General features: G+C 34.5%; 13 protein-coding genes and 2 pseudogenes. 12 read left to right on the forward strand and 3 right to left on the reverse strand.

Going from position 1 to position 10,956, the window contains the following annotated elements; genetic code table 11:
• The first annotated feature begins 20 nt into the window (after positions 1 to 20).
• The 7 genes and pseudogenes from EDD72_RS06500 (at position 21) to glnA (ending at position 5,177) form a co-directional block, all read left to right on the forward strand.
• Positions 21 to 341: a protease complex subunit PrcB family protein gene (locus EDD72_RS06500; protein WP_132768486.1), complete on the forward strand. Its 321-nt coding sequence runs from the start codon at positions 21 to 23 to the stop codon at positions 339 to 341.
• Positions 342 to 408: 67 nt separating this feature from the next.
• Positions 409 to 1,377 carry an AAA family ATPase gene (locus EDD72_RS06505; protein ID WP_243643789.1) on the forward strand — a complete coding sequence of 323 codons (969 nt, stop codon included), beginning with the start codon at positions 409 to 411 and terminating at the stop codon, positions 1,375 to 1,377.
• 289 nt (positions 1,378 to 1,666) lie between these two features.
• A pseudogene (locus tag EDD72_RS12830) lies at positions 1,667 to 1,839 on the forward strand (HflX-like GTP-binding protein).
• Positions 1,836 to 1,979 carry a hypothetical protein gene (locus tag EDD72_RS12835; RefSeq protein ID WP_243643790.1) on the forward strand — a complete coding sequence of 48 codons (144 nt, stop codon included), beginning with the start codon at positions 1,836 to 1,838 and terminating at the stop codon, positions 1,977 to 1,979. Before EDD72_RS12830 ends, EDD72_RS12835 begins: the two are co-directional and overlap by 4 nt.
• Positions 1,980 to 2,019: 40 nt before the next feature.
• Positions 2,020 to 3,309, forward strand: coding sequence for a methionine gamma-lyase family protein (locus EDD72_RS06520; RefSeq protein WP_132768492.1), 1,290 nt, complete (start codon positions 2,020 to 2,022; stop codon positions 3,307 to 3,309).
• 76 nt (positions 3,310 to 3,385) lie between these two features.
• The gene (locus EDD72_RS06525) at positions 3,386 to 3,787 is read left to right on the forward strand and encodes a MerR family transcriptional regulator (protein ID WP_132768494.1); all 402 of its coding nucleotides are present in this window, start codon (positions 3,386 to 3,388) and stop codon (positions 3,785 to 3,787) included.
• Positions 3,788 to 3,842: 55 nt separating this feature from the next.
• Positions 3,843 to 5,177, forward strand: a complete 1,335-nt coding sequence (gene glnA, locus EDD72_RS06530; RefSeq protein WP_132768496.1) for a type I glutamate--ammonia ligase — start codon at positions 3,843 to 3,845, stop codon at positions 5,175 to 5,177.
• 158 nt (positions 5,178 to 5,335) lie between these two features.
• Here glnA and lexA read toward each other — a convergent pair whose 3' ends face one another.
• Positions 5,336 to 5,956 carry a transcriptional repressor LexA gene (lexA, locus tag EDD72_RS06535; RefSeq protein WP_132768498.1) on the reverse strand — a complete coding sequence of 207 codons (621 nt, stop codon included), beginning with the start codon at positions 5,954 to 5,956 and terminating at the stop codon, positions 5,336 to 5,338.
• Positions 5,957 to 6,184: 228 nt separating this feature from the next.
• Here lexA and EDD72_RS06540 point away from each other — a divergent pair, with 228 nt between their 5' ends.
• The 5 genes and pseudogenes from EDD72_RS06540 to EDD72_RS06565 all read left to right on the forward strand — a co-directional run bounded on the left by EDD72_RS06540 (position 6,185) and on the right by EDD72_RS06565 (position 9,173).
• Entirely contained in the window at positions 6,185 to 6,850 is a 666-nt protein-coding gene (locus tag EDD72_RS06540) for a YneB family resolvase-like protein (RefSeq protein ID WP_132768500.1), read from the forward strand.
• A gap of 64 nt (positions 6,851 to 6,914) precedes the next feature.
• Entirely contained in the window at positions 6,915 to 7,148 is a 234-nt protein-coding gene (locus EDD72_RS12940) for a cation:dicarboxylate symporter family transporter (RefSeq protein WP_132768502.1), read from the forward strand.
• A 10-nt stretch (positions 7,149 to 7,158) separates the two neighbouring features.
• A pseudogene (locus EDD72_RS12840) lies at positions 7,159 to 8,133 on the forward strand (dicarboxylate/amino acid:cation symporter).
• Positions 8,120 to 8,353 carry a DUF896 domain-containing protein gene (locus EDD72_RS06560; protein ID WP_424565537.1) on the forward strand — a complete coding sequence of 78 codons (234 nt, stop codon included), beginning with the start codon at positions 8,120 to 8,122 and terminating at the stop codon, positions 8,351 to 8,353. Before EDD72_RS12840 ends, EDD72_RS06560 begins: the two are co-directional and overlap by 14 nt.
• A 187-nt stretch (positions 8,354 to 8,540) precedes the next feature.
• Positions 8,541 to 9,173: a manganese efflux pump gene (locus EDD72_RS06565; RefSeq protein ID WP_165894990.1), complete on the forward strand. Its 633-nt coding sequence runs from the start codon at positions 8,541 to 8,543 to the stop codon at positions 9,171 to 9,173.
• A gap of 661 nt (positions 9,174 to 9,834) precedes the next feature.
• Here the strand turns inward: EDD72_RS06565 and EDD72_RS12945 are convergent.
• Both EDD72_RS12945 and EDD72_RS06570 read right to left on the reverse strand, forming a co-directional pair.
• Complete coding sequence (locus EDD72_RS12945; protein ID WP_279388093.1) at positions 9,835 to 9,969, reverse strand: hypothetical protein; 135 nt, start codon at positions 9,967 to 9,969, stop codon at positions 9,835 to 9,837.
• 30 nt (positions 9,970 to 9,999) lie between these two features.
• Positions 10,000 to 10,464 (reverse strand): pyridoxamine 5'-phosphate oxidase family protein, encoded by a 465-nt coding sequence (locus EDD72_RS06570; protein ID WP_132768510.1) that lies wholly within the window; start codon positions 10,462 to 10,464, stop codon positions 10,000 to 10,002.
• Positions 10,465 to 10,956: the final 492 nt, after the last annotated feature.

Raw genomic sequence — 10,956 nt, forward strand, 5'->3', positions numbered from 1 at the left:
AAAAAGAGGGATGAAATAGTATGGATTATAAAGTGATTCAAGAAGAAAATACCCCTATACAAGTTAGAGACTGGGTGAAAGCAAATCGGTCAAAAGAAAAACATAGCGTCATTGAGACAAATAGTAAAATCTATATTGTCGTGACTAGAGGAGAAAAAAGAACAAGTGGCTATGAAATTATTGTAAAAAATATTGATGTGAAAGAGACAGAAATACACATCACTTTTCAATATAAAGACCCCAAACCTGACAGCTTAGTCATGCAAGTTCTTGCCTATCCTCTACTTATTCTTGAAATTGAAAAAACAGATAAGACTATAGTATTCCATATCCTTCGTTAACATTCTCCGATTATGAATTAACTTTATTCTTTTGGAATGAGGAACGGAATCGTGTGAGGTGAGTACTTTGAATAAAAAGGTAACGACATCAGCAGTAAATCCCCCTCATAAAATCCATATCGTTTTAGATCAGAAACGAGAAGTTGTCAGGGTAAAAGAGGCCCCAAAACAAGAAGGAGTTACAACTTCAAATCCTACAGTACAAGAAAGATTTAAAACGATAATACAAGAATTAGATCGCTTAGTTGGCTTAGATGATGTAAAAAAACTGATTTTTGAAATTTTTGCTTTTATCCAGATTGATCAACGACGATCTGCAGTTGGATTACGTTCTAATTCCCAAGTTTTTCATATGATATTTAAAGGAAACCCCGGTACTGGAAAAACAACCGTTGCCCGAATTATGGCCAAAATGTTTAAAGAAATGGGTATTCTTTCAAAAGGTCATCTTGTTGAAGTTGAACGCGCCGATTTGGTTGGGGAGTATATTGGGCACACTGCGCAAAAAACAAGAGAACAGGTAAAAAAAGCACTTGGAGGAATACTGTTTATCGACGAAGCTTATTCATTGATCAGAGGAGGAGAAAAGGATTTTGGTCGTGAAGCAATTGATACCCTTGTAAAGGAAATGGAAGATCATAAAAACGATTTTATTTTGATCCTTGCTGGGTATTCTTTTGAAATGGAGAATTTTATTCGTTCAAACCCTGGCTTGCATTCCCGCTTTCCTATTCAACTTCATTTTGAAGATTATTCATTAGATGAACTTTTAGAAATTGCTGAAGTAATGGTAACCGAACGTGAATATATTCTTTCACCCATGGCAAAGCAAAAAATAAAAGCATACATTATTGAAGAAAAAAATAGTCCTATTCGTAGTTTTAGTAACGCTCGTTTGGTTCGAAACTGGATTGAAAAAGCGATTCGCAATCAAGCTGTACGCTTAATTAAGGAAGGTGAAGTTGCTAATTCCAAAGAGGCTTTAATGACCATTCAACCCGAAGATTTAATCGATATTAAAAATAAATACTTTTAGTCCTAGTCATCTTAAAAGATGGCTTTTTTGTACTTCTGAAACAAATTTCATAAAGATTAATTAGTTCTAATTATGTTCCTTTAAGTGCTTATGGTATACTAGTTTTGTAATTTTATCTTTAAATATTTTACCATAGAATGAGTGAAAAGGAAGTTTGGGTATATCGCAGATTGAAAAAAATAAAGCTATTTTAGTTGGTATCTATTTGCTAGGTCATTCCCATGAACGAACGAATTACTCCTTAGAAGAGTTAAAGCGCTTAGCGAAAACTGCGAATTTAGAAGTTAAAATGACTTTTACTCAAATTAGAACAGCAAGTGATCCTTCTTGGTATATTGGAAAGGGAAAATCGAAGAATTAGCTCGAATTGTAGAACAATTAGAGGTTGATGTTGTTATTTTTAATACTGAGTTAACTCCCTCCCAAATTCGAAATATTGAACAAAAAGTAAACGCCGAGTGATTGATCGAACGCTATTGATTTTATATATCTTTGCTTTACGGGCAAAGTCAAAAGAAGGAAAATTTCATTCGAAAAAGAATCAGCGAGTTAAGAAAACAGTTAAAAGAAGTAATTCGCTACCGAATCAATTCGAAGAATAATATAACAAAAAGAAGTAAATTAGAAAGGCATGATATAAATATGTTATCTTTTTTTCAATTTCCTAATAAATTCGAACAATATGTAGCAGAATTAGAAAAAAAAATCGAACCAAGAAAAAAAGAAATTGAAGAAATTGTGGAATATAATCAAGCAAAGGTATTAAAAGCTTTTCAACAACACCATGTTACTGATTTTCATCTTCAATCCTCCACAGGTTATGGTTATGATGATTTAGGCAGAGAAACACTAGATCAAATCTACGCTGATGTTTTTGAAACGGAGGCAGGGATCGTTCGTCCCCATATTGTATCAGGGACACATGCATTGGCTATTGGTCTGTTTGGACTTTTACGCCCTGGGGATGAGTTGATGTACATTACAGGTTCCCCATATGACACATTGGAAGAAGTTATTGGAATCCATGGCGAAGGAATGGGCTCACTGAAAGAATGGGGGATTCAATACCAATCCATACCCTTAAATCAAGATGGAACTGTAAATTATCAAGAAATTAAAAAACGGATCAATGAAAAAACAAAAGTGATCGCCATTCAGCGTTCACGAGGATACTCGTGGAGACCTTCTTTTGGAATTGATGAGATCAAAGAGATGATTCAGTTCGTAAAAGGATTAAAACCAGATGTGATCACCTTTATTGATAATTGTTACGGCGAATTTACGGACAAGCATGAACCAACCGCCGTTGGAGCGGATGTTGTTGTAGGGTCTTTAATTAAAAACCCTGGTGGAGGTATTGCCAAAACGGGGGGATATATTGTTGGCAAAGAAAAATATATCAAACAAATTTCTTATCGTTTATCAGCGCCAGGGATTGGGTCAAAAGTTGGTTCGATGTATGGGCATATGATCGATTTTTATCAAGGATTTTTTTTAGCTCCTCACATGGTTGGGGAAGCACTAAAAGGGGGGATTTTTGCCTCAGCTTTACTTGAAGGGTTGGGATTTATAACAAATCCTCATTGGACAGAAAAAAGAAACGATATTATTCAAGCGATACAATTTGATAATGCAAAATCATTAATTGCTTTTTTACAAGGTATCCAAAAAGGTTCACCCATTGATTCCCATGTCGTTCCAGAACCAAGTAAAATTCCTGGGTACCAAGACCCTGTGATTATGGCTGCAGGAACATTCGTTCAAGGAGCAAGTTTAGAGCTTTCTGGTGATGCGCCAATTCGTGAACCATATATTGCCTATATTCAAGGAGGCCTCACATATCAACATATGAAATGGGGTTTATTTACTGCCATTCAAAAAATGATTGATCAAGGAATACTTTCAATGGATTTTTTAAAAAAAATAATGTAATATTTTCTAACATTATATTGACAAGTAAATTCACAAGGAATAAAATAGAAAAAAATAAAATAAGGAGAGGATAGATATGACTGATTTGGAACGAAGAAATCTACCTCTTTTCCCAATTGGAATTGTCATGCAATTAACCGAATTGTCTGCGAGACAAATCCGTTATTATGAAGAACAAGGGTTAATCCATCCAGCTCGTACAAAAGGGCGACAACGACTTTTTTCTTTTAACGATATTGAAAAACTTTTAGAGATTAAAAGTCTTTTAGAAAAGAAAGTGAATATTGCAGGGATAAAAGAGATCTTTGCGCGTAGAGAACAAGAAGAAAGGGAAAAAGAAGATCGGCTCGCTCGTAAAAATAATATCGATATATCTGATGCTAGGTTACGAGAAATGGTGATACGAGAAATCTTAGATTTACGTCCAGGTAAAACCCATTCATTAATTCAAGGAGAAATTTCAAGGTTTTTTCATTAAGTTACTCAATGCTTTTGCATTTGAGAATATATGATTAGGTGAGGAGAGAAGAAAAATGTCGAAATGGAGTAGAGAAGATATTTTAAGGATGGCAAAAGAAAAGAATGTTCGCTTTATTCGTTTAATGTTTACTGACCTACTTGGTATAATCAAAAACGTAGAGATTCCAGTAAGCCAATTGGAGAAAGCATTGGATAATAAGATCATGTTTGATGGTTCGTCGATTGAAGGATTTGTTCGCATCGAGGAATCTGACATGTATTTATATCCAGACCTAGATACTTGGGTTATTTTCCCTTGGGAATCAGAAGAAGGTACTGTTGCTCGATTAATTTGTGATATTTATATGCCAGATGGAACACCATTTCCAGGAGATCCAAGGGGGATTTTGAAGAAAGCATTAAAAGAAGCAGAAGAATTAGGTTTTACAACAATGAATGTAGGACCTGAACCTGAATTTTTCCTTTTTAAAACAGATGAAAATGGAGAGCCAACATTAAAGTTAAATGATAATGGTGCATACTTTGATTTGGCCCCAGTAGATTTAGGTGAAAACTGTCGCAGGGATATCGTATTAACATTAGATAAAATGGGATTTGAAGTGGAAGCTTCTCATCATGAGGTTGCACCTGGACAACATGAGATTGATTTTAAATATGCGGATGCAGTTCGTACAGCAGATAATATCCAAACGTTCCAACTTATCGTTAAAACCATCGCCCGTAGGCATGGTTTACATGCTACATTCATGCCGAAACCATTATTCGGAGTAAATGGATCGGGAATGCATAACCACCTTTCTTTATTCAAGGGAAATGTTAACACATTTTATGATCCAAATGATCCATTAGGTCTTTCTGATACAGCTAGATATTTTATTGCAGGAATCTTAAAACATGCTCGTTCACTAACTGCGATTACCAATCCAACTGTTAACTCATATAAACGTTTGGTACCTGGTTACGAAGCCCCTGTATATGTTGCTTGGTCCGCTAAAAATAGAAGCCCATTAATTAGAGTCCCTGCTTCAAGAGGTCTAAGCACAAGAATTGAGGTTCGCCATCCTGATCCCTCAGCAAATCCATATTTAGCTTTAACCGTGTTACTAAAAGCTGGACTTGATGGGATTAAGAATAAATTACCAATACCCGACCCAATTGACCGAAATATTTATCACATGACGGAAGAGGAAAGAAAACGTGAGGGAATTGAAAACCTGCCAACTAGCTTAGAAGAAGCGATTCAGGAATTACTTAAAAACGAACTAATCTTATCCGCTCTTGGTGAGCACGCTGTCGAACATTTTGTAGCTGCAAAACAAATTGAGTGGGATATGTATAGAACCCAAGTTCACCAATGGGAAAGAGATCAATATTTAAAATTGTATTAATTATGATGAAGGGGCTGTCCAAAAAGTAGTATTTAACCCCGAAATCTAAAAAAAGCAACCCCAAAGAATGCTGTAAAATCAACATTCTTTGGGGTTTAATTTTGGCGGATTTTCAACTTAAATGAACTTTTTAGACAGCCCCTTCTTATTTTAAATGATTAAAATATTTGCCGGAAGATACCGATCACCTTTCCGAGAATAATGACATCTGGTAATAAGATCGGTTCCATCGATGAATTTTCAGGTTGAAGACGAATTTGATTCTTTTCTTTAAAGAACCTCTTAACCGTTGCTTCACCATCTTCGGTCATCGCAACAACAATTTCACCATTACTCGCTACAGGTTGTTGTCTAACGATCACATAGTCCCCGTCCAAAATTCCAGCCTCGATCATACTGTCTCCTTGAACAGTTAACATATATACCTGATCACCGTTTACCATATGTGCAGGTAATGGAAAATAATCTTCAATATTTTCAATAGCTGTAATTGGTAACCCGGCTGTTACTTTACCGATTAATGGTACCCTCACCGTTTGTTGGGCATTTGTCTCCCGATCAAAATCATCCGTAAGAATCTCTATTGCTCTTGGTTTTGTAGCATCTCTTCGAATAAGCCCTTTTTTCTCTAACCGAGCCAAGTGACCGTGTACAGTAGAACTAGAGGCTAATCCAACAGCTTCACCGATCTCTCGAACAGATGGGGGATATCCTTTTTCCCTTACGGTTTGTTTGATAAAATCTAATATCGCTTTTTGTCGATTGGATAATTTATTCATATGACACCTCACATAATATTCCAATTTTTATTTTATTATATCATAGGAAAGTGAAATTGCAAACATTCGTTCTGATATTTTTGATCAGAAATTTTGTTCCACTATTAAAAAGTGATATACTAAATCTGTCTTTTTCTCGTCATATTAAATGCCAGAGTAATGTTTCATTTTATATTAGATATCTTAGTTTGGTTTGTTACTTTTATTAATTTTTAGGGAGAGGATATTGTGAAAGTAGCGATTTATTCAAGGGTGAGCACAGATAGAGACCAACAGTTTACTAGTCTCAAAAGGCAAACGGAAGAAAGCATTCGCTTTTGTCAAAAAAGAAATTGGACAATTGTAGATATGATTGAAGAACAGGAAAGTGGTTACGAAATCGATCGAGAAGGGATCTACCATCTACTTCATCTTTTTAAAGAGAGATTAATCGATGCAGTAGTGATTCAAGATGAGACAAGGATTGGCAGAGGAAATACGAAGATTGCCATTCTTCATCAAATTCGTAAATATGGAGGAAAGATCGTTTCATTAGAACATGATGGCGAGTTAGTTGTTTCTGAAATGGATGGAATGGTCTTAGAAATTCTAGCAATCATCGAGGAATACCAACGACGTTTAAATAATCGAAAAATTTCACGTGGAATGAAACGTGCTATAGAAGCCGGGTACGAACCAGCTAGAAATCTAAAAAACATTGATCAAGGTGGCCGGCAGAAGAAGGAAGTTCCCATTGAAGAAATTATTCGTTTAAGAAAGCTTGAATTGACTTTTCATGAAATTGCAGCTACATTACGTGGATTTGGTTATGATATTTCCAAAGCAACGGTACATCGAAGATACCAAGAATATGAAAAAAAGTTAAAAGAATCAAGTAGCACATCGGATTATTGATTAAAGTTTATAACTGTCATATAATCATGTAACGTATTAAAGAAAAAGAGAAAGGAGTTCTAGCATGAGTCAATCTACAAAAATTTCACTTTCGATGTTGCTCGGTGTTGTTGTAGGTTTTATTTTCAACCTCTATATTCCTGAAAACACGATTCAATTCCTAGATAAGAATATTTTTCATTTAATAGGAACTGGTTTTATTCGTTTTATCCAATTTATTGTAGTACCAATTATTTTAGCATCATTAGTTGTTAGTATGACTAGAATGAAAGATATTAAAAAAAATAGGTCGATATAGTCTTAAATTAATGATATTATATATTTCAACTTCCTTAATCTCTCTCTTTATCGGAATATTCTTCGCGTACTTACTCAAACCAGGTATAGGTGTTCAACTTTTGCAACAAAAAGTTGAAGTAAAAGAAGGTATGTCCCTTAGTGAATGGTTGTTAAGTATTATACCAGTTAATCCTTTTGAAGCAATGAGTTCAGGACACATGATCCAAATTATTATTACTTCTTTATTACTTGGACTTGGAATCACCTTGGCGAAGGAAAAGGGTAAGCCATTTTTATCATTTTTTGAAAGTGCCAATGAAGTCATCAATCATATTTTGGGGATCATCTTAAAACTCGCTCCAATTGGGGTCTTTTCACTCATGGTTTCTGTTATTGCTAACCAAGGTTTAGGAATTCTTAAAAATCTATCTCTATATATCATTGGCCTTATTTTATCCATCTTCGTAATGGGTTTTGGAATTTATGGCGTTCTTTTGTTTTTACTAGGAACTAATCCTTTAAAGTTTTATCGTTCCTTTTTTCCAGCTATTACCTTAGCCTTTGGTACGGCAAGTAGTAATGCAACATTACCTTTGGCTATGGAAAATGCAGAAAAACGGTACGGGATGAAAAAAGAAATATTTAGCTTTGCAATTCCTTTCGGGATTTCATTAAAAAAAGATGGGGCAGCAATATTACAAGGTTTTACAGCTTTATTTGTAGCACAATTATCTGGAATAGACCTTTAATTAAATCAAATCATTGCCATTGCAATTAGTGCAATTCTGGTATCATTTAGTACTGCGGGAGTACCTGGAGCAGGAATCATTATGATGTCTACTGTACTTTCTGCAGCCGGTTTACCTTTAGAAGTAATTGCGATAATCGCTGGAGTCGATCGATTAACCGATACTTTTCGCACTTCTTTAAACGTTGTTGGAGTTCTAGCCAATGCTGCTATTCTAGAAAGTCGGGAGAGGAGAAATGAAAGTGAATCTAGATAAAATCAATCGAATCAATGAATTAGCAAGTAAAGCAAAAACAGTTGGTTTGACTGAAGCAGAAAAAGAAGAACAAGCAAAACTACGCCGAGAATATATTGATGCTTATAAAGCCAGTTTACGCGCACAATTACATTCAATTAAAATTGTAGATCTTAATGGAAATGACGTAACACCGCAAAAATTAAAAGAAGAAAAAGTTAAAAGAAAAACAATTCACTAAAATATAAAAATTGCAATTTTATATTAAATATTATTTTTTGTATATGATTTAATTAACTATAATATTGTTATGTAAACTTTGTGAAAGAACATCTTTTGATAGGTGTTCTTTTTTATACCCATTTTAGTGACCATAACCTAGCTATTAACATAATTTATAAATGACAAATGGTGAGAGGAGTCTAATGATGGGTATTATTTCATTAATTTTAGTTGCAGTTGCGGTTAGTATTGATGGTTTCTGGAGTGGTTTTTCTTTTGGATTACGAAAAGTAAAAATCTCATTTTTGTCTTTGTTGAATATTTCATCATGGTCTGTTGTTGGAACAATGATTACCATGGTTGGCGGAAAAAGCATTCAAAACTATATTTCGTTAGAAACAGGCAAATATATTGGAGCTTCCCTTCTTCTGATTTTAGGTTTATATACCTTAAGAGAGGGAAATAAACAAAATAAAGAAGCTACTCTAAAAAATGTTTTAAAACAAAACGTATTAGGACAATTACATGTTAAAAATTTAATAAAAGTCGTAAATAATCCAATTTTAGCTGATATCGATAAGGAGAATGATATTAAACATTTCGAAGCAATTATTTTGGGTATTGCAGTAGCAATGGACGCTTCAGTTGCTGCATTTACCTTATCGTTTTTTGATTTTAATCCCTTTATCACCCCTTTCTTGTTCGGATTAACTCATTTTGCTTTAATAGGTTTAGGGAATGTTTTAGCAAGAAAGAACCTCATCTACTCTTTTGCAGATCGTTTCACATTACTACCCGGGTTAATTTTAGTAACATTAGCGATCCTCCGTTTTATTTAATGAGTGATGGAAGTTATATAAGGATAAACTAAGAATGATTCCGATAGGGATTATTCTTAGTTTTTTAATGAATTCTAGATTTAGAGTGGGTGAGTGGATTCAAGACCACCAGGATAACGCGACCAAAATTAGCGAATTTCTAAAAAATAGAGGTATCAATCCTAAAACGAGCATTGTGTTGCTAATAACTATATCAAGAACCCACCCATACAATAAGAAGAGAAGCCTTAGTATTGGGAGGTAGACCAAATGGTGAATCATAGCGTTTATGGTAGCTAAGATTCGCAAAGTGGTTCACTTTTGAAATGATCACTCTGGCCAATTTAATGTTGACAAAAACACAGCAGTTGAAAAACGCTGAAATGGCAGATAAATGGCTTGAATAAAATTTAGAAAAAAATTCTTTCAAGTGTTTCTTTCAAGTGTTTCTTTCAAGATTTCTTCTTTATCTCAAAAACCTAAGAATACTAAGCTAATGAGATGGTGTTTTTTTTATTCATTTTCCGTCCGATAATATATATTATGTTAACTAGAAACAAAAATTATGAGGACGAAACCCGTATTTATGGTACTCGCTCTCTTTTGTTATATGGCCTCTATGGAGTTATTGTACAAAAAACGATGTCATCAGCCGCCGATGTATTTGTTGTCAGGTATTGTTTTAATTACAAATAGTTCTTGCAGAATCATTGGTATTATTTTCCATTACAATAACTTTTTTGTCTCTTGAAACATACACTCCACCTTGTTCTTTTTCTTCAATCTTTTTCAATTCAGATACAATTCTTTTTTTCATGTAGATCGTCCTTTTGGTTGTATGATAAGGTCATTTTCTATTTTTCCCAGTCATATGATCAATCGTCAGCTTTAAGACCTTTGTCCTATGTTGATCTTTTTCTAGGTATTTCATACCCTTTTCCATATTGTCACTCGCATATTTTTCTAATAAGGCAATTAATCCTTCTCTTTTCTCCTCACCCTCAACTTCTTCAACTGTTCCAAACACAATAACACTTTGATATCCCATGCTAAATTGTTCTGGCAATGGTTTGGTTTGTCCAACAACGCAAAAGGAGACTTTGTTGTTTTGAGAAAGAATATCGAGTTTATGTCCTTCTAAAGCGCAATGAAAATAGATTGCTCCATTCCGATATACAAAGCTGAGTGGGACTCCGTAGGCATAATCCTCAGCAGCAGCCATGGACAATACGCCGTAATCTCTTGAATTTAAGAGTTCAAGCGTTAAGTCTTGATCCATTTCTCTTTCCTTTCTACGTAACTCTTTGAACATAACGATTCCCCTCTCTTCACTCGATGAAATCTATTAAAATATCTCTCTAGCTATCTGAAAAATTAAATAGGGTAGATCACTTCTTCCTCAAATTTCTAATGAGAAGATAGCCAATATAGATTGTGCCTACAAGAAAAAATAATGCTAGTGCTTGCACGATAGTCGAACCAATGCTAATCTCCATACCGTCACCCCTCTTATTTCCTAAATATTTAGTTGGCCTATTTTCTTTTTTCACATCCTCCCAAAATTCCTCCTCTTTTAGAATTTCAGGGATAAACGGTTAGGTTTCTTAAATTTTCCTTGTCAATCCATTGAACTGCTTTTATATATCTCCCGCATGGTTCCCATGTGGTTGATTTGTTTGGTTCTAAAGTTCCTCCTTGAAATCGAAATCGTATGAGTAAAATTATTGTGGGAGAAAAAATAACCTCTTCATCCAGATAACGGAATTTCTGTTGTCTGGATGAGGAGGACACTAAGCGTAAGCAC

Origin of the sequence: Tepidibacillus fermentans (genome assembly GCF_004342885.1) — a bacterium.
Classification (GTDB): Bacteria; Bacillota; Bacilli; order Tepidibacillales; family Tepidibacillaceae; genus Tepidibacillus; species Tepidibacillus fermentans.

Excerpts from the sequence above, each read along its gene's own strand:
- EDD72_RS06500 (WP_132768486.1), top strand. The coding sequence starts at position 21 with ATGGATTATAAAGTGATTCAAGAAGAAAATACCCCTATACAAGTTAGA.
- EDD72_RS06520 (WP_132768492.1), top strand. The coding sequence starts at position 2,020 with ATGTTATCTTTTTTTCAATTTCCTAATAAATTCGAACAATATGTAGCA.
- EDD72_RS06525 (WP_132768494.1), top strand. The coding sequence starts at position 3,386 with ATGACTGATTTGGAACGAAGAAATCTACCTCTTTTCCCAATTGGAATT.
- glnA (WP_132768496.1), top strand. The coding sequence starts at position 3,843 with ATGTCGAAATGGAGTAGAGAAGATATTTTAAGGATGGCAAAAGAAAAG.
- lexA (WP_132768498.1), bottom strand. The coding sequence starts at position 5,956 with ATGAATAAATTATCCAATCGACAAAAAGCGATATTAGATTTTATCAAA.
- EDD72_RS12940 (WP_132768502.1), top strand. The coding sequence starts at position 6,915 with ATGAGTCAATCTACAAAAATTTCACTTTCGATGTTGCTCGGTGTTGTT.
- EDD72_RS06565 (WP_165894990.1), top strand. The coding sequence starts at position 8,541 with ATGGGTATTATTTCATTAATTTTAGTTGCAGTTGCGGTTAGTATTGAT.
- EDD72_RS12945 (WP_279388093.1), bottom strand. The coding sequence starts at position 9,969 with ATGAAAAAAAGAATTGTATCTGAATTGAAAAAGATTGAAGAAAAAGAA.
- EDD72_RS06570 (WP_132768510.1), bottom strand. The coding sequence starts at position 10,464 with ATGTTCAAAGAGTTACGTAGAAAGGAAAGAGAAATGGATCAAGACTTA.